Origin of the sequence: Arcobacter suis CECT 7833, from assembly GCF_003544815.1 — a bacterium.
In the GTDB taxonomy this organism is placed as follows: Bacteria; Campylobacterota; Campylobacteria; order Campylobacterales; family Arcobacteraceae; genus Aliarcobacter; species Aliarcobacter suis.
In genome coordinates this window covers 2,284,585-2,307,839 of record NZ_CP032100.1, presented here as the reverse complement: position 1 = coordinate 2,307,839, position 23,255 = coordinate 2,284,585, and the positions used below count along the sequence as shown (strand labels likewise).

The window sequence follows — 23,255 nt, the reverse complement described above, 5'->3', positions numbered from 1 at the left end:
GAGATAAACAAGAATGGAATTAATGCAAAGTGCGGTTCAGACGCACGTTTATACAATATATTTTTTTCTAGCAATAATGTTATTTAATCTATATTCTGTATCTAAAGAAAAAGAGTTTATTGTTTTAGCAAAACGATTAAAATTTATAACACCTTTATATCATTTAACAAATGCAATAGTTATTTATACAGGAACAATAGTAGCTTTTTATGCGCAAACTTTTAGTTTTACAATTGCTTTAATGATTCCAGCTTCAATTTTTCTATTGGTTATAGAAATAAAAAGATACAAAAAAATGAGAGTTATAAAACATGACCAACTTGAGTTACAAAATGAATTTTATATTTATGCAAAAAAGATTTATATAATTGAAATTTCGGTAATTATTGCTGTTTATATTATTAGTAAGGTATTTTAATGCAATTTACTTATGATGAATTTTGTGGAAGTAATATTTTAGAGATAAAAGATGAAGTTTATAATTATCTAATAAAAGCAAGACGACATAAAATTGATGATGAAATATATTTTAGAAATTTAAAAGATAAGAATATCTATCTTTATAAAATTAATTTAATTGATAAAAAGAAAGCAGTTTTAAATTTAATATTAGCAGAAGAAAAGATTTTGCTAAATGAAAAAAAATTACATCTTGGTTGGTGTGTTGTTGATCCCAAAACAGTAGAAAAACATATAGCTTCTTTAAATGAAATGGGTGTTGAAAAAATTACATTTATTTATACTGATTATTCCCAAAAGAATTTCAAAATAAACATTGAAAAATTACAGAAAATTCTAATTAACTCTTCAAGTCAATGTGGACGTTCAAATATTATAAAACTTGAAGTTTGTAAAAACTTAGAACAATTTATAAAAGAGAATGAAAATGTTTATTTTTTAGATTTTTCAACAATTTGTATTGATGACAAAAAAAATGAAATTAAAACTTTAGTTATTGGTTGTGAAGGTGGTTTCTCACAAAAAGAAAGGGAAAAATTTAATGAGGATTTTGTTGTAGGATTTAATTCTAATTTAATACTTCGTTCGGAAACAGCAATAATATCAGCTGGAGCAAAAATACTTTTATAAAAAAGATAAACTTAAAAGTTTATCTTTTTTTATTACCAACTTCTTACTATTGAGTGACAGCTTGAACATGCATTTAACATATCTGAGTATGCATTTGCAGCGTTTACATAAGCTTTGTCATCTAAATTCAATTCTAATACATTGATATCTAAAGCAATTCTTTTTGAAGCGTTTTCAGCAACATTTGCCATATGTTTTTTATTGTCTGGTAAATATTGAGATATAACTTTTTTATCAGAAAAAAGTGTATTTCCTTCTTTTACAAGTTTAGTACCCTCTTTAATTAATTCAAGATTATTATTTAAAAAACCTTGTTGAATTTGAGTCATACCTTTTTCCATAATCGACATAGATTTTTGCATAACATCATTTGCATTCGCAGATGCAATAAATAATGTTGTTGCTATTAATAATTTTACTAGTTTCATTTATTTTTCTCCTATTATAGAAAAGATGTTCTAGTGAACATCTCTCCATTTACTTGCTTTCCATAAGAAACCAAAAATTGCAAAAATCACAAGGTAAATTAAGAATTTAGGTCCTAATTCTTCTCTTTGAGCTTTTTTAGAATCACCAACTTCTTCTAGGTATGAAATAACTTGAGCTTGAGATTCTTCACTTAATCCCACTCTTGGCATTGCAGTACCTTCAAGATGTTTTTGTGGATCATTAACAAATGTTTCTAAATATTCATGACCTCTTGATCTAATAAATTGAGATAAGTCAGGTGGTAATTTACCCATATAGTGTTTTATGTCAGCATTTGGTGTAAATGCAGCCATTGAACCACCTTTCATATCAGCATATTTAATTGAGTGACATCTTTGGCAAGCATCATTGAAAACTTCTTTATTTGTCATCTCTTTTGGTGCTATAGATTTTAAGAAAGCAACCATATCAGCTACTTCTTGTGGTTGCATCCAGTCATAAGCAGGCATTGGATGAACTCTACCATCTACAAACTTGTGAGATACTTTTGAAGTTTTTGCAGGATCTTTAATAAATGCTGCTAAATAATCTGCATTATAAAGTTTTCCAGCTGCACTTAAATCAGGAGGTGTTACCCCATAAGCTGCTGCAGAACTTGCATTATCCATAATTTGTGGGAAACCTTTTGCTTCAATTGAGTGACAAGCTGTACAGTTTGATGTAACTAATGTTTCACCATTCGCAACGTCACCTTGTAATGCTTTAATTTCTTTTACATCTTCTTGAACATCAGCAAATGTAAAATCAGCAGGGGCTACATGAGGGTGCATTTGAGAGTGAGCAAATGGCTCAACTCCCCAGTAAGTAATTAGTGTTAAAGCAACTACTACTGCTAATATTTTTAATTCTCTCATAGTGATCCCCTTTTCTTAGCATCAATTTTAGTAACGATTGGAAGTATAATAAATAATAATATAAATGCTACAGCTGCAAAGAATCCAACCCATGCATTTGTACCTGTTGGAGGTAATTTACCATAAACAGTTAATACAATTAAGTCAATCATTAAAATCCAGAACCATACAAAGAATACAGGTCTTTTATGAGCTGGTAAAATTTTTGGATCTCTATCTAACCAAGGTAATACTAAGAAAATAACATTTGCGAATGCAAACGCGATTAATCCAATATCAAATGCTTTAAATCCAGCAATATCAAAGAAAAATCCTCTTAATACTTCATATGACCATAAGAAATACCACTCAGGATAAATGTGTGGAGGTGTAACCATATTATTTGCAGGGTCAAAGTTAACTGGATCCATTGCAAAGTTATAATGGAAAAATACTAAATAGAAATAGAATATTAAGAAAACACCTAATACCGCTAAATCTTTAGAAATAAATACAGGCCAAAAAGGAATAACTTTTGACTCTTTTTTATTTCCAGCTAAATATTTTTCAGCTTCAACATCAAAGTCAAATTCATCAGAATTTTGGTTATTAACGTGAGGAATTCTTAATGTATAGAAGTGTAAACCAATAATTCCCATAATTGTAATAGGTAATAAGAATACGTGTAACATAAAGAATCTTGTTAATGTAGCATCAGCAACGTTAAAGTCTCCTCTAATCCAAACAACTAATTCAGGACCAATAACTGGAACTCCACCAAATAAGTTAGTAATAACCATCGCAGCCCAGTAAGACATTTGTCCCCATGGTAACATATATCCAGAGAATCCAGCAGCAGAGAATGTCATAAATAATAACATACCAGAAATCCAAATCATCTCTCTACCTTGTTTATAAGAACCATAATAGATACCTGTAAACATATGAATATAAATGATTAAGAAAACTACAGAAGCAGCAACACCATGAATATGTCTAAATAACCAACCAAATGCAACTTCTTGCATAATTGTATAGTTAACAGAATCAAATGCTAAATTAACATCTGGTTTGTAGTACATCATTAAGAATATTCCAGAAATAATTAAAATACCGAAAGTAGTAGCTAATAAAACACCCATTGCCCATAAGAAGTTAATATCTTTTGGAATCCAATATTCAGTCATCATTACCTTGTTGAAAGTAGTTAGATTTAATCTTTGGTCTAACCATTCACCAACAGAGTTAGCTTTTTCAAATTTTGCCATTAATTAACTCCTTACGCTTTCATCGCATCAGCGATAGCTTTGTATTCCGGACCTTCTTCACCCAATGTGATTGAAGTTCCTTTTACACTAAATGGTGGTAAATCAAGTGGTCTTGGAGGTGGTCCAAAAACTTGTTTAGCACTAGGATTAAATTCCCCACCATGACATGCACATTTCCATTTATCTTTTTTCCATGCTGGAATACAACCTAAGTGAGTACAAAGTCCAATAGCAACAGTAAATCTATCTGCTCCTATTACTAAATCTCTAGTACTACTTTCCATTTCTGCAGTTTTCTTTAAGATAAATATTGGTTTTCCTCTCCACGTAAAAGTTTCTGGTTCACCAGCTTTTACAGCAGACAAGTCAATTTCAGTAAATCCACCAGCAAGTACACTCGGAAGTGGATCCCAAGCTTGTTTCATACCAACAAGCGAGGCAGCACCACCTACAGCAGCAACTGCAGCAAATGAATAACCAATAAAATCTCGTCTATTTATTTCTTTAGACATATTTGGCTTCCTTTTTTTTAATTTAGAATTCCATGATTATATTACGAAATTACTTAAAATGAATTGACTTAAGTCACATTTTGATTGTATTTAGGGAGTTTCTGTGAAGTTCTTACACAGTGTATATTTTTTATATAGTTTTTATAATTTTAGTGGATAATTATTAGAGAATCTTATGATTCTCTAATAAATTTAACAATTTCTTGTTCGATATTTTCTTTTTCAATAACCAAAGAGTGATTTATTTTTGCAGAAAATAACTCTTTAATACTATTCACTAAACTTGCATTATATTTTGAAGAAATCTCTTCTAAAGCTTCTTTATCTGAGTATTTAGTGTTGTTTTCTTTTAATGCATTTAGAACAGTTGGAGAGAATTTTGTCCATTCAGCAGTTGAATAAATAACAGTTTTTAGTTGTTTATCTTTTAATTCTTTATATGCTTTAATACAAGTTGCCGTATGTGGGTCCATTAAGTAACCATTATCTAAAAATTCTTTGATTGTAGATGTCCCAAAAGTATCATCTGAGTAGATTGCCGAAAAATATTTTTGTAGTTCTTTTGTTTCATTTTCACTCATTTTGAAAATATTATTGTTATTTAAATCTTCCATTAACTCTTTTGTTCTATCTGCACCAAATAAAGAAAAGATAACTCTTTCGATGTTAGATGATTTTAAAATATCCATTGCAGGAGAAAGTGTAAGTTTTAACTCTTTTCCTCTAATATCGTAAACTCCTGTATTAATCCATTGAGTTAAAATATTATTTTCATTTGAAGCAACCAATAATTTTTCAATTGGAATTCCCATTTGAAGTGCATAAAATCCACCCAATACATTTCCAAAATTTCCAGATGGGACAACTAGATATATTTTCTCACCATTTGTAATCTCTTTTTGTTTTAAAAGTTGAATGTATGACCAAAAATGATAAATTATTTGGAAAATAATTCTTCCAAAGTTTACTGAATTTGCAGCACTTAGTTTAATATTATCTTTTTCTAATTCTTCTTTAAAAGTTTTTGAAGCTAAAAGTTTTTTTAGAGCATTTTGTGCATCATCAAAATTTCCTTTTATTCCTAAAACTTTTAGATTTTTTCCATCTTCACAAACCATTTGAAGTCTTTGAACATCACTAGTTCCTCCATCTGGATATAAACAAACCACTTGAATATTTTCTTTATTTCTAAAAGTATTAAGTGCAGCTGGCCCTGTATCCCCAGAAGTTGCAGCAAGAATTAGATATTTTTCATCTCTTTTTTTTGCAATTGAAGAAAGGATTGAACCAAAAGGTTGTAATGCCATATCTTTAAAAGCCCTTGTTGGTCCATGATATTGTTCATGTACGAATAAGTCATCTTTTACCTTTACAACTGGACAAGGATTTGAAGCATCATCAAATTTATCATATAAAGATAAGGCTTTATTTATTTCAGATTCTTCAATATCAATTTCAAATGCTTTTAAAATGTCAAAAGCTAATTCTTTATATGAAGAGTTAATATGATTTAAAATAAAGTTTTTTTCTAATTTTGGTAAATATTTTGGAACATAAAGTCCTCCAAATGAAGTGCTAGGATTTAAAATAGCTTCACTAAATGGCACTTCAATTGGTTTAATACCATCATTTCCTCTTGTTTCTATAAAATTCATAATATCCCTTTTTAGTCGTTTAATAATTTTTCTATATCTATCCCATTATTAGGGTTGTCTTTTCTTATAAATTGAGTTCCAATACCATCACTTGTAAATAATTCAAGTAAAATAGAGTGTTCAACTCTTCCATCAATTATATGTGCTTTGTTTACACCATTATGTATTGCATCTATGCAAGAATCAACTTTTGGTATCATTCCACCAGCGATTGTTCCATCTTTTTTATAGTTTTCAACACTCTCTTTATCTAAAGTTTGAATTAAATTTCCTTTTTTGTCCAAAACTCCAATAGTGTCAGTTAAAAATAAAACTTTTTGTGCACCAATTGCAGCCGCAATTTCACAAGCTGCAACATCTGCATTTATATTAAATCCTGGATGATTTGGTTCTGCACTATCTCCAATAGGAGCAATAACTGGAATAAATCCTTCTTTAATTAAATTATTTATCATCTCGCCATTTACTTTTGTGATATCACCAGTAAAGCCAAATTTCCCACCATCTTTTGGAACAGCATTTATCATTGCTGAATCTTTTCCTGAAATTCCGATAGCTTTTGCTCCATGGTGTGTAAGTAAAGATGTAATATTTTTATTAATTTCACCACTTAAAACCATCTCAACAACTCTCATACTCTCTTTACAAGTAACTCTGTGACCATCAACGAAATGTGAAGGAATTTCTAATTTAGTTAATAATTCAGTAATTCTTGCTCCTCCACCGTGAACAATAACAGGTTTAATTCCTAAAAGTGAAAGAAAAACTATATCTTGAGCAAATTTTTCTTTTAAATCAGGGCTAGTTTGAGCAGAACCCCCGTATTTAATAACAATAACTTTTCCGAAAAATTTTTTAATATATGGAATTGCATCAAGTAGAGTTTGTACTTTTTGATGTTTATTTTGCATATTTATAATCCTAAGTGATTTTTGAGTGCTGATTATATCTAAAAGAATCTTATTAATAAAAAATTTAGTATCATTAGACCATGAAAAAATACTTAGCCCTAAAAGCCAGTGCTGGAAGCGGAAAAACTTTTGCACTTACTGTTCGATATATCACACTTTTGTTACTTGGTGCAAAACCCAGTGAAATTTTGACTCTTACATTTACAAATAAAGCTGCAAATGAAATGAGTGAAAGAATCTATAAAACTCTTTTGACTTTAGGTGATGATGAAGCATATTTAAGTGCAATTGAAAAACAATCTGGTTTATCAAAACAAGATATTCTTGGTAAAAAAAGTTTTTTAGTTAAATCGTTTTCAAGTGCTACTTTATCTATTTTTACTATTGATAAGTTTGTAAATAAAATTCTTAGAGAATTTTGTGGATATATTGGAATATCGGATGATTTTGAGATAAAAGAAGATGATATTGAAGCTTTAAGTATGAAGTTTTTACAATCATTAAATGCAACTCAATTTGAAACTCTGATTGATTTTTCTCACTATGAAAAAAAGAAATTTAACTCAATTTTTGAATTATTCAAAAACCTACTTGAAAAAAATGAAACAGTTGATATTGTAAATATTGATGCAAAGCTTATTGATTTACAAAAAAGTAATGTTTTAGAGTTTGCTTTTAAAATAAAAGAGCAAATTTCAAATTGTAATGGAGCAAGTGCTAGTGCAATTAAAGCTGTTGATTTTGAAACTTTTGATGAATTATTTGGAAGAACTTGGCTTGAAAAAGAAACCTTAGCTGATTATTCATATTTTAAAAAGTGTGCAAATGATATTTTAGAAAATCACTTTTTTAATCTGAAAGAACAAATAGCTATTTATTATAAATTAAGAGCTGGATATAGTTTGAGTAAACTTTTTGAACTTTATTTGATGTTTAAAGAGTTTAAATTTACTTTTAACAAAAATAAAAATTATTTGGAATTTAATGATATTTCAAATTTAGTTTATGAACTATTATCTACAAAAATTGATAAAGATTTTTTATATTTTAGATTAGATTCTTCTTTTTCACATATTTTGATGGATGAGTTTCAAGATACATCATTGTTACAATATAAAATTTTAGAGCCATTAATAAAAGAGATACTTTCAGGCGATCAAACAAAATTTAAAACATTTTTCTATGTTGGAGATACTAAACAATCGATTTATAGATTTCGTGGTGGGAAAAGAGAACTTTTTGATTATGTGGCAAATACAAACAAACTTCTTGAAGTTGAAGTTTTAAATACAAATTATCGTTCTTGCGAAAATGTAATCTCTTATGTAAATTCACTTTTCTTGAATATCCCAAATTATGAATATTTTGAACAAGAGTCTGTTTCAAAAGGTGGATATATTGAGGTTGTTGAAGACACTCAACTTGATGAAGAAGATAAGTTTGAAAATATTGCTTCAAAAATAGAACAACTATTAAAAGATGGTGTAAATTCAAATGATATTGCAATTTTGACTTACACAAATGCGGATGTTTTAAATCTTTATTATTATTTAAAACAAAAGTTTCCAACTATGAAAATTTCAACGGAAATGACATCAAAACTTATAAATCAACAAAATGTAAAAGCTGTTATAAATGCTATAAAATATATATATTTTAAAGAAGAGATTTATAAAGAAAATCTAAATGCACTAATAGGAAATGCCATTTTAAATGAGTTGGATTTAAATATAGAGTTAAAAGAAAAATCAATTCAAGAAATTATAAAAGAGTTAGCAAGTAGATTAAAAATCATAGATGAAAATATAATTAAACTTATAGAAGTGAGTTCAGTTTTTTCAAATATTGTTGATTTTGTATATGAAATTGATAAATTAGATTCAAATATGGAAAATTCTGAATCAGTTGGATTGCAGATTTTGACAATCTTTAAATCAAAAGGTTTAGAGTTTAATACTGTAATTTTACTTGATAGAATAAAAAGAAAGAATGTGGATAAATCTTCACTTCTGTTTGAGTATGAAAGTGTAGAGTTAAAAAATATCTTTTATAAAATAAAAGGTTATGAAAACTACAACAAAGATTATGAAAAAGCAATAGCGAAAGAAAAAGCTTTGAGTTTGGAAGATGAAATAAATATTTTATATGTGGCAGTAACACGAGCTAAAAATAATATGATTATTTTCAAAAAAACTAAATCTTCTGTTTTTGATATTTTGAATATGAAAGCAACACAAATTGGAACTATCATAGAGAGTCAAAATATTTCTAAAAACTATGAAAAAATAGAAAAAGTTCTTTATACTCCTATGAATTTAGGAACTCAAGAAAAACAGATTTCAAAAGAAAAAGAGTTTGAAGAAGATTATTTAAAAGCAAAATATTTTGGAATTGCAACACACTATTGTTTGGAAATGATGAATGATTTCACTGTTGATAATTTAAATTATTCTTTGAATTTAGCAAAAACAAGATATTCAAATTTTTTAGGTGAAGAAGATTTTGTTGATATAAAAAATAGAATTTTATTATTAGTAAATAATGAAAAATTTGCTTCATTGCTAAAAAACTCAGAGTTTATAACAGAACAATCTTTGGTTTATAAAGAGGAAATAAAAATTATAGATTTATTACTTTTTAAAGAAAACAACTATTACATAATCGATTATAAAACTACAAAAGAGAAATCAGCCGAACATATAGTTCAAGTTGCCCATTATAAAAAAGCGATAAAAGATATTTTTAAAACACAAAATGTTTTTTCTTATTTGATTTATTTACATCCAAGTGAAGTTTTTATTAGTGAAGTTTAAACAAAATATCTAATAGAAGCAATTCCATAAGCTTTTGTTTTAGATATTTGTTCTATTTGTATTTCATTTATAATTCCACCAAGAGCAATAATGTTTATGTTAGGATATTTATTTATAACTTCTTCTAAAGCTTCTATTCCCTTTAGAGTACCTTTATTTGGTGTTTCAAAAATAGGAGAATATGTAATTGCATCGGCTTGATTATTTATTGCTTTTTGTATATCTTCAAAAGTATGACAAGAGATAATTACATATAAACCTAACTCTTTTGCTTTGTTGATTTCATCAAATTGAGTTGAGGTTAGATGAACACCACTTGCATTTAATTTTTTTGCTTTTATATAATCACCATTTAATAAAATCTTTTTTATATTCTTTTCTTTGCAAATCTTAATAAATATTTTGGCTATTTCTTCAAAATTTCCTGATTCTTTATCTCTAAAACAAGCAATATCAATTTGTCGTTTATCTAAAATATTTATTAAAATTTCTTCAAATTTTTTTTCATCATTTGTATAATATTTTGGATCAGTTATTAAATATTTAATCATCTTAAAATCCTTATATAAAAAAAGGGAGAAAGTAAAAACTTTCTCCCTTTTAATTCTGAAGCACTAATTATTAGTGTTCGTCATGTTCCATCATAACAGAACCAGCAATATAAACATAAGTTAATATACTGAAAATAAACGCTTGTAAGAAACCAAACGCAGTTAATAGGAAAAATCCTGGTAATGGTAATAACCAAGGTACTAACATTAAAAGTACCATTAGGAACATATCATCCCCTCTGATAGATCCAAAAAGTCTGAATGATAATGAAATAATTCTTGAAATATGAGAAATAATTTCAATAGGGAACATTAATGGAGCTAATATAGGCATTGGTCCCATAAAGTGTTTAAAATAAGTTATAAAACCATTTTTCTTAATACCTACATAGTTATAATAAACAAAAACTATTAAAGCTAAAGATAAAGTAAAGTTGATGTTACTTGTTGGAGCTTCAAATCCAGGAATTACTCCCATCATATTACTAACAAAAATAACAATAGCTAAAGATGCAATTAATGGCATATAAGTTCTTGCATTTTGCTCACCCATTGTATCTGTTCCCATTTTGATGATACCACCAACGAATGTTTCCATAACGTTTTGAGCACCAGTTGGAACTAATTGTAATTTTTTAGTTGCAGCTCTTGCAATTAAAAAAATAATACCAAGCACTAAAATATAGTGCGATAAGATTATCCACTCTTGCCCGTGCCCACCAATAGCACCCAAGAATGTAAACAGTCTTCCTTCCATGTTCTTCCTTTTTTTTGTTCTACATACTAAATTATGCAAACATTATAATATTTATTTTCTAAAATCTTTCTAAAGATAATAAATTAAGTTAAATTTGCTTAAATCTAAATCCACTTTGTTTCAAATTTTCCCTTATTAATTTTTGGTGTTCTTCACCTTTTGTTTCAAGGGCTATTGTAACATGAGCTTCACCAAACTCCAGTTTTACAGACTTTCTATCATAATCTATTTGAACAATATTTGCGCTGCTTTTTGTGAAAACCTCTGTTAAAAGCATTAATGCTCCTGGTTTATCCATAAGTGTTACGATTAGATTCATTTTTCTATTTGATTTTACTAAACCTTTTTCTATAATCAAAGATAACATAGTAACATCAATATTTCCACCACTTACAATTGCACAAACTTTAGAATTTTCTATATCAACTTTTCCATGCATAAGTGCAGCAGTTGCAACAGCTCCAGCTCCCTCAACCATAAGTTTATGTTTTTCTAATAAAAATAAAATTGCATTTGCAGTTTCATTATCTGTTACTTCAACTATTTCATCCACATATTCTAAAATAATATCAAGAAGTTTTGGAGTTACATCACGAACGGCAATTCCATCTGCTATTGTTCTAACTGTTACAGAATCAATTGGCATTCTTGATTCAAAAGAATCTTTCATTCCTTTTGCTCCACTTGCAACTACACCAGTGATTTTAATATTAGGATTTATAGCTTTTGCAGCAATTGCAATTCCAGAGATTAATCCACCTCCACCAATTGGAACAATGATTCTGTCTAAATCTTTTATCTCTTCTAAAATTTCTAAAGTAATAGTTCCTTGCCCTGCAATTACTTCATCATCAGCAAAAGGGTGAATAAACTCTTTATTGTTTTCTAACGCAAATTTTGTAGCAGCCTCATAAGCTTCATCAAAATTTTCACCAATTAAAACAACTTCTGCTCCATAAGATCTAACACCTGATACTTTTGTAAGAGGAGTTGCTTCTGGCATAAAAATTGTTGCTTCACAATTAAAATATTGCGCTGCAAAGGCTAAACCTTGAGCATGGTTTCCTGCACTTGCTGCTACTACACCATTATCTTTTTGTTTTTTTGATAATGTTGCAACTTTATTAAAAGCGCCTCTTAATTTAAAACTTCCTGTTAATTGTAAATTCTCTTTTTTTAAGAAAATTTCAGCGTTTAACTCTTTGCTTAAAATTGGTGCTTTTGCTAGTGGAGTATTTACCGCTATATTTTCAAGATTTTTTCTTGCTTCTTTAATATTGTTAAGTGTTATCATGATTTCTTTTCTCATTTTTTTTGTGATGTTATCTAAAAAAAGTTTTAGGCTTATTAAAACTTTTTTTAAATAGAGCAAAAGCTCTATTTAATTTCTCCTTTTTTTATGATATTTACAGCTTTTACCATATTTTCTAAACTTTGTTTTACTTCTGGCCATTTTCTTGTTTTTAATCCACAATCTGGATTTATCCATAATTGCTCTTTTGGTAAAACTTCAAGTAGTGATTTTATTTGTTCAACCATTTCTTCAACACTTGGAACTCTTGGACTGTGAATATCATAAATTCCAGGACCAATTTCTTGTTTATAAGCTACTTCTTTAAAAATTCTAAGAAGTCTATTTCCACTTCGTGCTGTTTCTATTGAAATAACATCTGCATCCATTGCTTCAATTGTTTTTATAATGTCATTAAACTCACTATAACACATGTGAGTATGAATTTGTGTATCAACTTTTGCACTGCTAACACTTAATTTGAAATTGTCAACAGCCCAATTTTCATACTCTTTTATATTTTCAACTCTTAAAGGATAACCTTCTTTAAAGGCTGCTTCATCCACTTGAATCATTTTAATTCCAGCATTCTGTAAATCATCTACTTCTTTACAAATAGCATAAGCAATTTGACGTGTCACTGCACTTCTTGGTAAATCATCTCTTACAAATGACCAATTAAGAATAGTTACAGGTCCAGTTAACATTCCTTTCATAACTTTTGAAGTTTTACTTTGAGCATATTTTATCCACTCGACAGTCATTGGATTAGCTCTGTTTACATCTCCATAAATCAATGGTGGTTTTACGCATCTGCTTCCATACGATTGAACCCAAGCATTTTGTGTAAAGGCAAATCCATCTAACATTTCACCAAAATATTCAACCATATCATTTCTTTCAGGTTCTCCATGCACTAAAACATCAAGTCCAATCTCTTCTTGAAAAGCTACACAATCATCAATATATTTTTTGATTTCACTTTCATAAACTTCTTCTGAAATAAGATTTGCTTTAAAGTTTTTTCTATTTTCTCTAATTTGGGGTGTTTGAGGAAATGAACCAATAGTTGTAGTTGTCAAAAAATCATATTTAAAAAATTCCCTTTGAACTTTGATTCTATCTTGAAATTTATCAACTCTTTCAAATAGTTTTAAACTTTTTATCTCTTCTTGAATTTTAATATTGTGGATTTTAGAAGATATTTTTCTTTGGCTATTTTCTTCAGCATTTTTTCTAATGCTTGAAACTTCATCTAAATTTAGTTTAAAATCAAAAAATTGTTTAGATACAAGTGATAACTCTTTTAATTTTTCATTTGCAAATGCTAACCATGATTTTATCTCTTTGTCTAACTTCTCTTCATAACTTAAAGTAAAAGGAACATGTAAAAGTGAGCAAGAAGTACCAACAATAACATTTTCTTTATCTACAACTTTTGATATTTTATTTAAAAGTTGAATTTTATCTTGAAAATTACTTTTCCAAATATTTCTTCCATCAATAACTCCAGCAATTAAAATTTTATTTGAGTTTTTGATAAGCTCTAAAGCTTCAAAGTTTTTAACTCCATGTATAAAATCTAATCCTAAAGCCCAAATAGGAGTATTAACCAATATTTTTGTAGCATCATTTGAGTGTTCAAAATATGTTGTTACAACTACTTTTATATTTGTTGAAACACTTGCAAGTGCATCATAAACAGGTTTGATTAAAGATAAAACTTTTGAATCTAAATCTTTTACAAATAATGGTTCATCAAATTGAACTACAACTTCCTCGTCTAATTTTGAAATTTCCAATAATAACTCTTTATAAACTTCAACTACTTTGTTTATATGTAAAAAAACATCATTGTTATCAACACTTTTTGATAAACCTAAATATGTAATTGCTCCAATTAGATTGATTTTTGTTTTGATTCCTAATTCTAAAGCTTCTTTATATTCTTCAATTACTTTTTTACTATTTAGTTTAAAAGTAGTCTCTTTTGAAATTTCAGGAACAATATAATGGTAGTTCGTATTAAACCATTTTGTCATCTCCATAGCAACACTATTTTCATTTCCTCTAGCCATTGCAAAATATAACTCTTCATCTTTTAGATTTTCAAATCTTTTTGGAATTGCACCTAATAAAATAGAAGTATCTAACATATTGTCATAATATGAAAAATCATTAGAAGAGATAAATTCTATCTTTGCTTCTTTTTGATAGTTCCAATGTCTTTTTTTTAGCTGACTTGCCACATATTCAACATCACCAAAATCACTCTGTTTTGCCCAGTATTTTTCTAAAACTTTTTTAAGTTCTCTTTTTTCTCCAATTCGGGGAAATCCTATTACGTAATTTTTTTGCATAATTAATCCTATTGATATATTTTTGTTTTTGATTTTTTGTTATAAGTGATTAATTAGAAAATAGGTGGATGAACGCCAGTTCTTCTAAATGCGAAGAATGTGTCATAATAAGGACATCTAGGAATAAATTTAAAAAGAGCAACAGCTAAGGCAGTTCTTCTTTTAAAAACACAGTCGCAATGGCAAGGTTTTTTGTTTTGTATAAAACAAGATAATAAACTCTCTTGAAGTAGTGGAGGGGATTCTTCCTCTTCATCATTTTCGCAAGATAATGATAATTTTGTACTTAAGTGACTTTTATAAGATGTAATTACACTATGTAATTTTGGAGCAACAGCATACGCTTGGATTGAACAAAGTGTAAAATATTTTTTTCCAAAACCATTAAGTAATTTCAACTAAAACCTTTATTATAAATAGGTTCGAAGTGTAAATAATAAATGCTTAATTACAAATAAAATTAAATATGGTATGATTCCAACAAAAAAAGGGTAGATTTTATTTTGAAATTTACATTTGTAACACTTTTCCCGAATTTAATTGAACCATATTTTCATGATTCTATTTTAAAAAGAGCAATTGAGTCGAACTTTATATCTTATGAGTTTTATAATCCAAGAGATTTTACAACTAATAAACATAAAAAGGTTGATGACCAAATGGTTGGTGGTGGAGCAGGAATGCTTTTAACTTGTCAGCCATTATTTGATTGCTTAAATGAAATAAAAAGTAAAAATGAAGAAGCCTATATTATTTTTCCATTAGCTTCTGCAAAACCATTTAGACAAAATGATGCAAAGCGACTAGCAAAGAAAAAAAATATAGTATTTGTAAGTGGTAGATATGAGGGAATTGATGAAAGAGTTATAGAAAAATATGCAAATGAAGTATTTTCTATAGGAGAATTTGTATTAACAGGTGGAGAATTACCATCTCTTGTAATGGCTGATGCAATTTCAAGAAATGTTGAAAATGTACTTGGAAATGCTGATTCTTTGGATGTTGAGAGTTATGAAAACAACCTTTTAGAAGCACCATCTTTCACAAAACCTGAAATTTTCCAAAATTTAAGTGTTGTTAAAGAATTCTTAAAGGGAAACCATAGTAAAATTTCCGACTTAAAAATCCAGATGTCCAAATGTAAGACAAAATATTATAGACCTAATAAGGAAAAACGATGAAAAATAGATATATTGCTAGTTTTGAAGCAGCTCAAATTGCGTCAAAAGTTATCCCTCAATTCAGAGCAGGAGATACTGTAAAACTTGGTGTTGAAATTAAAGAGGGTGAAAAAGTTAGAATTCAGCTTTTTGAAGGAATTGTTATTGCTAGAAGTGGTAACGGTGTAGATTCAACTTTTACAGTTAGAAAAATTGGTGCAAACTCAATTGGTGTTGAAAGAATTTTCCCATTATATTCTGATTCATTAAAATCAATTGATGTATTAAGAAGAGGAAGAGTTAGACGTGCTAAACTTCACTTCTTAAGAGGATTAAAAGGTAAAGCTGCAAGAATTAAAGAATTAAAAAGATAGTAAACAATAAGGCTTAAGCCTTTTTGTTTGATTTTATGTCTAAAATCTTAATTCACACAACCTCAATAATCGAAGCAAATCCGATTATTGATTTTTTTAATTTGAAAGAATTAGAAAACTCTATCGAAAACAAGATATATTCTAACGATGACATCTTACTTATTATTTCTGGAGTAAGTAAAGATTTAATAGTTAAGTCGTTGGATTATATTTTTAAAAACTATTCAATTTCCAAAGCATTTGATTTAAGTATTGCATCATGTAGTGATGGAAGCATTGCTTTAGGAACACTTTTTTGTACTAATAGATTTATTGGCGGATTAAATTTTGCTAATATTACTACTATTGAACAACCCCTTGAAACTGACGAAAATTTAGAAACTTTACTTGTAGATAAACAAGCACGATTTTTTTCTCAAATATGCAAAGAAAATATAAAAGATTTTTATGTATTAAAAATTGTTTCTGATTATTTTGATGAGGTTGAACCAACAAATGAAAAAATCTTTGAACTAATTAATAACTCAATTTCTAAATGGAAAAAATTAATATAAAGGAAAAACTTGCTTACAAGTATAATTAATTTTATTGTAGAAACTGTTGGAAGTTTAGGTTATACCGGTATTTTTATAATGATGTTTTTGGAAAGTTCATTTTTCCCATTTCCTTCTGAAGTAGTAATGATTCCAGCTGGATATTTAGCCTATAAAGGTGAAATGAATATGTATTTAGTAATTCTTTTTGGAATATTAGGTTCATTAGCTGGTTCATTATTTAACTACTATTTAGCTATTAAGTTTGGAAGAAAATTTTTAATTAAATATGGAAAATATTTTTTTATAACAGAAGAAACTATTGTTAGAATGGAAGTTTTTTTCAAAAATCATGGACATATTTCTACTTTTTCAGGAAGATTAATTCCTGTTGTGAGACAATATATTTCATTACCAGCAGGACTTGCAAAAATGAATCTATTTGTATTTAGTTTATATACAAGTTTAGGTGCTGGAATTTGGGTGGCAATTCTTGCTATTTTGGGTTATTATTTAGGTGATAATGAGGGATTGATAAAAGAATATTTACGATATATCATAGTTGCTATTTTAATAGCTCTTGCTTTTTTAGCTTTTTGGTACTACAAAAAACTACAAAAAACAAAAGTTTCGTAAAATAATATGTATAAAAGAATACTAAATATATTTTTAATTGTTTTAGTATTTATTTATATTATATTTGAAGAGTTAATATGGGAAAAATTTGCTAAACCAATAATTACTTTAATATCAAGTTTACAACTATTTCAGAAACTTGTTCCAAAAATTCTAGCTTTAAATTCTTATTTTATTTTAATATTTTTTGTTTCTATTTTTGTGATAGTGGAACTAATAGGTATTTATGCTGGAATTTTATTTATTTCTGGGCATATATTTAGTGCAGTATTTATTTATGTACTTAAAATACCAGTTGCTGCTTTTATATTTTGGTTTTTTAATATTGCAAAATCTAAATTATTGGAATTTAAATGGTTTGATTTTATTTATAACTATATTATTTTGGTGATTTCTAAAGTCAAAAATTCTTCAATTTATATTATGATAAAAGAGAAAACATATACGTTGAAAAAGTCTCTCAAAGAGAAGATTTTTTCAACAAGAACTGGTTTGAAATCAAAAATAATTGCTATTTATAAATTTTTAAAACAAAAATATAAATTTTAATTATCTAAACAATTTTTGATTAGTTTAATCCCTTTTTCTATCTGCTCAAAACTTGAGTGAGTGTAGTTAAATCTAATCTCTCCATTTGGAACTTTATCTATATAAAACTGATTTCCTGGAACATAAACAACTTTTTGTTCTATACATTTTTGAACTAATGCAAAAGAGTCAATTCCTTCAAAACTACCGTATAAAAACATTCCACCTTTTGGTTTTTCATATTTAAATTCTGCTAAATATTTGTCCAATTGTTCACAAAAGAAGTCTGCTTTTTGTTTATAATCATCTCTAATTTCTTGAAGATGTTTTTCGTATTTTTCTTCATCTTCTAAATACTCATTTAAAATATATTGTGAAATTCCACATGAGTGTAAATCAATACTTTCTTTTATAATCATCAAAGATTTTATTAAATCTTCATCCGCTCTAATCCAACCAATTCTTAAACTTGGAACTAATGTTTTAGAAAAAGACCCTAAATGAAATGAGTTTCTAGGAATTTTTGAACTAATACTTATGTTTTTTTTATCAAAAAATAGTTCACTATATGGAGAATCTTCTATTAAAATTCCATTTTCTTCTTTTACTATTTTTGCTATTTCTTCTCTTTTTTCATCGCTATAAGTTGTAGCACTTGGATTTTGAAAATCTGGAATTAAATATGATAATTTTGTTTGTTTAAAACCCTCTTTGAATTTTTCAATATTTATTCCATCTTTTTGTAGTTCTACTCCTTTCATTGTAAGATGATTTAATCTAAAAATATTCATAGCTCCCAAATAAGATGGTTCTTCTATTGTAATATCTTTTGATTCATAAAACTTTGCAAGAATATACATTCCCTGTTGGCTTCCTGTTGTAATTAAAATATTCTCTTTTTTGGTTGGGAACCCCTCTTTTGTATATCTTGAAGCAATTTTTTCTCTTAATTCAGGTATTCCATTACTAATTCCATATTGAAATACTTTTGGATTATCAAATATTTTCATTGTTGCTGTTTTTAAGTCATCTCTTGGGAATAATTTTTCACTTGGAAGTCCACCTGCAAATGAGATTGTATTTTCATCTATTGATTCAAGAATCTCTCGAATAAATGACCGTTTCATAATTTTGCCTTTATTTAATTTTTGAAAGAATACAGCAAAATTGATTTTTATACTTTACTAAAAATGCTTTTAAAACTATCTATTTTTGCTAATTTTATTTACTAAAAATGCTATAATTGCATATGAAAAAAAGCACCTATGAAAAAAGAGCCAAAATTGCAAATGATGTGATGAATTATGTTTATAAATATATTGATACAAATATCAATATTGATGAATTGTGTTTAGAATTAAATGTAAGTAAATTTCATCTACATAGAATTTTCAAGGATGAGTTTGGGAAAAATATTTATGAAAGTATAAAATCAATCAGACTTCAAAAAGCATCAAATCTTTTGATAACAAATAAATATTCAACAATTACAGATATATCTAAAATGACTGGTTATAGTTCTCAAACTTCATTTTTAAGGGCATTTAAACAAAGATTTAATATGACTCCAAAAGAGTGGAAAAATGGTGGATATAAAGAGTATTCAAATAAAATAGTTGAAAAAATCACTAATCAGAATGAAAATTACTCAGGGTTTGATATAACTCCAACTATTGTAAAAATGCCTGAAATAAAAGGTTATTACATCAGACATCAAGGTTATGATAGAAGTATTAAAAAAACATGGCAGAAACTTCAAACTTGGATTTATACAAATGATATAAAAGAGTATAAACAAATGGCTTTACATCATGATAATCCAATTATCACACCACTTGAAGAGTGTCAATATATTGCTATTGTATCTTTAGAAAATGATGAATTAAAAGATGTTACACTTCCAAGTTTAATTATTCCAAAGGGAATTTATGCCAAATTTTCATTAAGTGGAAAATATGGAGATGTAATAAAACTAATTCAGTGGGTTTATCACTATTGGTTAATTGATAGTGGTTATGAAACAACAACAAGTCCATCTTATACGATTTATCATAAAAACCACTTTTTGAGTTTGGATGAAGAGTTTATGTTGGATTATTATGTTCCAATTAGATATGTGTAAGGAGAAAAATGAGTAATACAAGTTTAGAAAAAATAGGGTGTTTTAACACAATCCTTGACCCGTATAATGGAATAACTATTGAATCAAAAGATTTACCTTTAAACGAAGAAGAGTTTGAAACTAATCTTAATCTTTTGATAGAAAATGTAAAAAATAGAAGATTTTTAATTTGGATTTATATAGATATAAAAAAATCTGATTTTATTCCAGTAGCTATAAAAAAAGGATTTATTTTTCACTCTTGTGATGAAGAATATATTTTAGTTGTAAAAAGATTAAAAGAAAACTCTGTAATTCCAACAGCTTCAAATCACACTTTAGGTGTTGGGGCAATTGTAATAAATGATAAAAATGAACTGCTAGTTATAAAAGAGAGAGTTTCAAGTATTGGATATAAAATTCCAGGTGGTCATATTGATGATGCTGAGATGATTACAACAGCTCTTGAGCGAGAAGTTCTTGAAGAAACAGGGATTATTGTGGAGTTTGAATCAATCATCTCTTTAGGGCATTTTTATCCCCACCAATTTCATAAATCAAATCTATATATTTTATGTACAGCAATTCCAAAAAGTTCAGAAATAAATATACAAGATTGCCATGAAGTAATTGATGCAAAATGGGTAGATGTAAATGAATATTTAAATGATGAAGAAGTTTTAGATTATTCAAAAGCAATAGTTATGTCAGCGATTAAATCAAAGGGATTTAGAAGAGCAAATCAAGAGACACTTTGTCATATCAAAAAAGATTTCGAACTATTTTTCCCAATAGAAAGTTAGAAGTTTGTATAATACATTTTTTAAAAATAAAGGAACTAAATGAAAACTATAATATCTACACCAAAAGCTCCATCAGCAATTGGACCATATAATCAAGCAACAGCTTTTGATAAATTAATATTCACTTCTGGGCAAATCGCACTAGAGCCAACAACTATGGAAATAGTTACTGGTGGAGTTCAAGAGCAAACAAAACAAGTTATGGAAAACCTAAAAGCAGTTTTAGAAGAAGCTGGAAGTTCTTTTGAAAATGTTTTAAAAACTACTTGTTATTTATCAGATATGGATAATTTTGTAGCTTTTAATGAAATCTATGGACAATATTTCAAAGGTGAAACTGCACCTGCTAGAAGTACAGTTGCTGTTAAAACTTTACCAAAAAATGTTTTGGTTGAAGTAGATACAATAGCATTTAAAAACTAGAGTTTTTCTCTAGTTTTCACTAATATTCATATAAATAATAAAATAATATAGTACAATACCCCAAAGATTTGAGAATATAGGATATATATGAATAAAAGTGTCGATTATTATAGAGAAATATTTAATAATATTTCAGAACCAGTTCTTTTGATGGAAGGTTCATATTTTATTGATGCAAATTATTCGGCTTTAAAACTTTTTAATATGAGTTCTGTTGATGAACTTATTTTATTACATCCAGCTCAATTATCTCCAAAATATCAACCTGATGGTGAACTTTCTAGTATTAAATCAAATAATCACATTGAAAAATGTTATAAAGATGGAGAAAATAATTTTGAATGGTTGTCAAAAACTTTTGATGATAAAACATTTTTAGTCGAAGTAAATTTAAAGAAAATATATATAAATAACAAAGAAATTATTCAATCTATTCTTAAAGATATTGAACCAATTAGGCTTCTTAAAAATGAATTATTAAAACAAAAAGAGCAGCTTGAACATAAAGATAATTTTATTAATGAGATAAATCAAACCATATTATCAACGAGTGATGGAAACAAAGATTTATATGATTCTTTATTATTACTAGAAGAATATAAAAAAGCTTTAGATGAAAGTTCAATTGTTTCAAAAGCTGATTTAAACGGGATTATAACTTATGTAAATGATAAGTTTTGTCAAGTTTCAGGATATACAAAAGAAGAATTAATTGGTAGAAATCACAACATTATAAGACATCCTGAAACAAAAAGAGATTTTTTTATACAACTGTGGAATACAATAAGTCAAAAAAAAGTATTCAAAGGAATAATAAAAAATAGAAAAAAGAATGGGCAATCTTATTATGTTGATTCAACTATTATTCCAATATTAGATAAAAATAATGATATTGTAGAATATATTGCAATTAGAAATGATTTAAGTCCATTATTTGAAAAAGATAAATTAATTTATGAACAATTTACTGATGAATTAACTTCTTTACCTAATAGACAAAAACTTTTAAATGATTTAAAAAACTGTATTTCCCCAAAACTTGCACTTATAAATTTGGATAGATTTAAAGATATAAATAACTCTTATGGTATAGAAATCGGAGATAAGATATTAAAAAGTTTTGCAAAAAGACTATTGATATTTAAAAGTACAAATCTTAATATTTATAGAATTTCAGGTGATATATTTGCTTTTATGGCATTTGGAAATTTTAAAATAAATGAATTACACAAAACATGTAAAAATCTTAATACTTTATGTGATAAAGAAAGTTTTATAATAGATGAAGATAGTTTTGATATTTCTTTTACAATTGGAATAGCAGATTATAATGAAAAACTATTGACACATGCTGAAATTGCATTATATTGGGCAAAAAAAATAAATATTGATATTGGAATTTTTGATGAAGAAATGCCAATTTATAAAGATTTAAAAAGAAATATTGAACTAACAAAAGATATAAAACAAGCTTTAAAAGATGATAATATTTTGATATATGGTCAAAAAATCATTAATAATAAAACAAAACAAATAAAATATGAAACATTAATGAGAATGAAACTTCCTGATGGTAAAATATTATCTCCGTTTGTATTTTTAGAGCATGCAAAAAAAGCAAGACTTTATCCTATGATGACAAAAAAAATGATTGAAAAATCTTGCGATTATTTCAAAGACAAAGATACGGTTTTTTCTATAAATCTAATGATTGAAGATATTAAAAATGAAAAAACAATCAACTTTTTATTTACAAAATTAATAGAAACAAATGTCGCAAATAGAGTTGTTTTAGAAATAGTAGAATCAGAAGGAATTGAAAAATTTGAGGAAGTTGGAGATTTTATAAAAAAAGCAAAATCACTTGGTTGTAAAGTTGCTATTGATGATTTTGGTACGGGATATTCAAACTTTGAATATATTATAAAGTTAAATGTGGATTTTCTAAAAATCGATGGTTCTTTGATTAAAAATATTCATGTAAATGAAAATATAAGATTGACAGTTTTAACTATTGTAAATTTTGCAAAAGTGCTTGGTATTGAAACTGTTGCGGAATTTGTGCATTGTCAAGAAGTACAAAATGTTGTAGAATCTTTAGGAATAGATTATTCTCAAGGATATTTATTTCATGAACCAGAGCATTTAATCAATTAGATTAAAGCTCT

Annotated in this window: 24 protein-coding genes; 12 read left to right on the top strand and 12 right to left on the bottom strand. The window is 27.2% G+C overall.

Translation table 11 applies throughout. The features are described 5' to 3' along the window. The first annotated feature begins 76 nt into the window (after positions 1 to 76). Positions 77 to 418, top strand: coding sequence for a hypothetical protein (locus ASUIS_RS11860; RefSeq protein WP_226799915.1), 342 nt, complete (start codon positions 77 to 79; stop codon positions 416 to 418). Next, positions 418 to 1,089: a 16S rRNA (uracil(1498)-N(3))-methyltransferase gene (locus ASUIS_RS11855; protein WP_118887294.1), complete on the top strand. Its 672-nt coding sequence runs from the start codon at positions 418 to 420 to the stop codon at positions 1,087 to 1,089. The genes ASUIS_RS11860 and ASUIS_RS11855 overlap by 1 nt, the downstream gene beginning before the upstream one ends. 32 nt (positions 1,090 to 1,121) lie before the next feature. On the opposite strand, the gene ASUIS_RS11850 is transcribed toward ASUIS_RS11855, so the two are convergent. The 6 genes from ASUIS_RS11850 to argB all read right to left on the bottom strand — a co-directional run bounded on the left by ASUIS_RS11850 (position 1,122) and on the right by argB (position 6,757). After that, a complete protein-coding gene (locus ASUIS_RS11850) occupies positions 1,122 to 1,517 on the bottom strand; it encodes a hypothetical protein (RefSeq protein WP_118887293.1) in 396 nt (131 codons plus the stop codon). 30 nt (positions 1,518 to 1,547) lie between these two features. Then, on the bottom strand, positions 1,548 to 2,432 hold the full coding sequence (locus tag ASUIS_RS11845; RefSeq protein ID WP_118887292.1) for a c-type cytochrome: 885 nt from the start codon (positions 2,430 to 2,432) through the stop codon (positions 1,548 to 1,550). Beyond that, positions 2,429 to 3,679, bottom strand: coding sequence for a cytochrome b (locus tag ASUIS_RS11840; RefSeq protein WP_118887291.1), 1,251 nt, complete (start codon positions 3,677 to 3,679; stop codon positions 2,429 to 2,431). The genes ASUIS_RS11845 and ASUIS_RS11840 overlap by 4 nt, the downstream gene beginning before the upstream one ends. Positions 3,680 to 3,690: 11 nt before the next feature. Continuing rightward, positions 3,691 to 4,191, bottom strand: coding sequence for a ubiquinol-cytochrome c reductase iron-sulfur subunit (gene petA / locus ASUIS_RS11835; protein WP_118887290.1), 501 nt, complete (start codon positions 4,189 to 4,191; stop codon positions 3,691 to 3,693). 173 nt (positions 4,192 to 4,364) lie between these two features. Then, positions 4,365 to 5,846, bottom strand: a complete 1,482-nt coding sequence (gene thrC, locus ASUIS_RS11830; protein ID WP_118887289.1) for a threonine synthase — start codon at positions 5,844 to 5,846, stop codon at positions 4,365 to 4,367. Positions 5,847 to 5,857: 11 nt separating this feature from the next. After that, on the bottom strand, positions 5,858 to 6,757 hold the full coding sequence (argB, locus tag ASUIS_RS11825; RefSeq protein ID WP_118887288.1) for an acetylglutamate kinase: 900 nt from the start codon (positions 6,755 to 6,757) through the stop codon (positions 5,858 to 5,860). A gap of 80 nt (positions 6,758 to 6,837) precedes the next feature. On the opposite strand from argB, the gene ASUIS_RS11820 reads away from it, so the two are divergent. Then, positions 6,838 to 9,570, top strand: a complete 2,733-nt coding sequence (locus ASUIS_RS11820; RefSeq protein ID WP_118887287.1) for a RecB-like helicase — start codon at positions 6,838 to 6,840, stop codon at positions 9,568 to 9,570. On the opposite strand, the gene ASUIS_RS11815 is transcribed toward ASUIS_RS11820, so the two are convergent. The 5 genes from ASUIS_RS11815 to ASUIS_RS11795 form a co-directional block, all read right to left on the bottom strand. Next, complete coding sequence (locus ASUIS_RS11815; protein ID WP_118887286.1) at positions 9,567 to 10,121, bottom strand: thiamine phosphate synthase; 555 nt, start codon at positions 10,119 to 10,121, stop codon at positions 9,567 to 9,569. The two genes, ASUIS_RS11820 and ASUIS_RS11815, sit on opposite strands and share 4 nt — an antisense overlap. A gap of 70 nt (positions 10,122 to 10,191) precedes the next feature. Beyond that, positions 10,192 to 10,878, bottom strand: coding sequence for a F0F1 ATP synthase subunit A (locus tag ASUIS_RS11810; protein WP_118887285.1), 687 nt, complete (start codon positions 10,876 to 10,878; stop codon positions 10,192 to 10,194). An 88-nt stretch (positions 10,879 to 10,966) separates the two neighbouring features. Beyond that, on the bottom strand, positions 10,967 to 12,172 hold the full coding sequence (gene ilvA / locus ASUIS_RS11805; RefSeq protein WP_118887697.1) for a threonine ammonia-lyase: 1,206 nt from the start codon (positions 12,170 to 12,172) through the stop codon (positions 10,967 to 10,969). An 83-nt stretch (positions 12,173 to 12,255) separates the two neighbouring features. Next, positions 12,256 to 14,529: a 5-methyltetrahydropteroyltriglutamate--homocysteine S-methyltransferase gene (gene metE, locus ASUIS_RS11800; RefSeq protein WP_118887284.1), complete on the bottom strand. Its 2,274-nt coding sequence runs from the start codon at positions 14,527 to 14,529 to the stop codon at positions 12,256 to 12,258. 53 nt (positions 14,530 to 14,582) lie between these two features. Further along, positions 14,583 to 14,927, bottom strand: coding sequence for a hypothetical protein (locus tag ASUIS_RS11795; protein WP_118887283.1), 345 nt, complete (start codon positions 14,925 to 14,927; stop codon positions 14,583 to 14,585). A 105-nt stretch (positions 14,928 to 15,032) separates the two neighbouring features. Here ASUIS_RS11795 and trmD point away from each other — a divergent pair, with 105 nt between their 5' ends. From trmD to ASUIS_RS11770, 5 genes are read left to right on the top strand one after another with little or no spacing between them, the layout of a single operon-like run. Further along, entirely contained in the window at positions 15,033 to 15,710 is a 678-nt protein-coding gene (gene trmD, locus ASUIS_RS11790; protein WP_118887282.1) for a tRNA (guanosine(37)-N1)-methyltransferase TrmD, read from the top strand. Next, a complete protein-coding gene (rplS, locus tag ASUIS_RS11785) occupies positions 15,707 to 16,063 on the top strand; it encodes a 50S ribosomal protein L19 (RefSeq protein WP_118887281.1) in 357 nt (118 codons plus the stop codon). Before trmD ends, rplS begins: the two co-directional genes overlap by 4 nt. A 23-nt stretch (positions 16,064 to 16,086) precedes the next feature. Continuing rightward, the gene (locus ASUIS_RS11780; RefSeq protein WP_118887280.1) at positions 16,087 to 16,617 is read left to right on the top strand and encodes a hypothetical protein; all 531 of its coding nucleotides are present in this window, start codon (positions 16,087 to 16,089) and stop codon (positions 16,615 to 16,617) included. Between the two features lie 9 nt (positions 16,618 to 16,626). Then, the gene (locus ASUIS_RS11775; protein ID WP_118887279.1) at positions 16,627 to 17,232 is read left to right on the top strand and encodes a DedA family protein; all 606 of its coding nucleotides are present in this window, start codon (positions 16,627 to 16,629) and stop codon (positions 17,230 to 17,232) included. Between the two features lie 6 nt (positions 17,233 to 17,238). Further along, the gene (locus ASUIS_RS11770; RefSeq protein WP_118887278.1) at positions 17,239 to 17,781 is read left to right on the top strand and encodes a hypothetical protein; all 543 of its coding nucleotides are present in this window, start codon (positions 17,239 to 17,241) and stop codon (positions 17,779 to 17,781) included. On the opposite strand, the gene ASUIS_RS11765 is transcribed toward ASUIS_RS11770, so the two are convergent. After that, positions 17,778 to 18,887: an aminotransferase-like domain-containing protein gene (locus tag ASUIS_RS11765; RefSeq protein WP_118887277.1), complete on the bottom strand. Its 1,110-nt coding sequence runs from the start codon at positions 18,885 to 18,887 to the stop codon at positions 17,778 to 17,780. The two genes, ASUIS_RS11770 and ASUIS_RS11765, sit on opposite strands and share 4 nt — an antisense overlap. A 122-nt stretch (positions 18,888 to 19,009) precedes the next feature. Between ASUIS_RS11765 and ASUIS_RS11760 the strand changes: the two genes are divergently transcribed. The 4 genes from ASUIS_RS11760 to ASUIS_RS11745 all read left to right on the top strand — a co-directional run bounded on the left by ASUIS_RS11760 (position 19,010) and on the right by ASUIS_RS11745 (position 23,244). Continuing rightward, positions 19,010 to 19,882, top strand: a complete 873-nt coding sequence (locus tag ASUIS_RS11760; protein ID WP_118887276.1) for an AraC family transcriptional regulator — start codon at positions 19,010 to 19,012, stop codon at positions 19,880 to 19,882. An 8-nt stretch (positions 19,883 to 19,890) separates the two neighbouring features. Beyond that, entirely contained in the window at positions 19,891 to 20,664 is a 774-nt protein-coding gene (locus tag ASUIS_RS11755; RefSeq protein ID WP_118887275.1) for an NUDIX hydrolase, read from the top strand. A gap of 39 nt (positions 20,665 to 20,703) precedes the next feature. Further along, on the top strand, positions 20,704 to 21,087 hold the full coding sequence (locus ASUIS_RS11750) for a RidA family protein (RefSeq protein WP_118887274.1): 384 nt from the start codon (positions 20,704 to 20,706) through the stop codon (positions 21,085 to 21,087). 87 nt (positions 21,088 to 21,174) lie between these two features. Continuing rightward, positions 21,175 to 23,244: a bifunctional diguanylate cyclase/phosphodiesterase gene (locus tag ASUIS_RS11745; protein WP_118887273.1), complete on the top strand. Its 2,070-nt coding sequence runs from the start codon at positions 21,175 to 21,177 to the stop codon at positions 23,242 to 23,244. Positions 23,245 to 23,255: the final 11 nt, after the last annotated feature.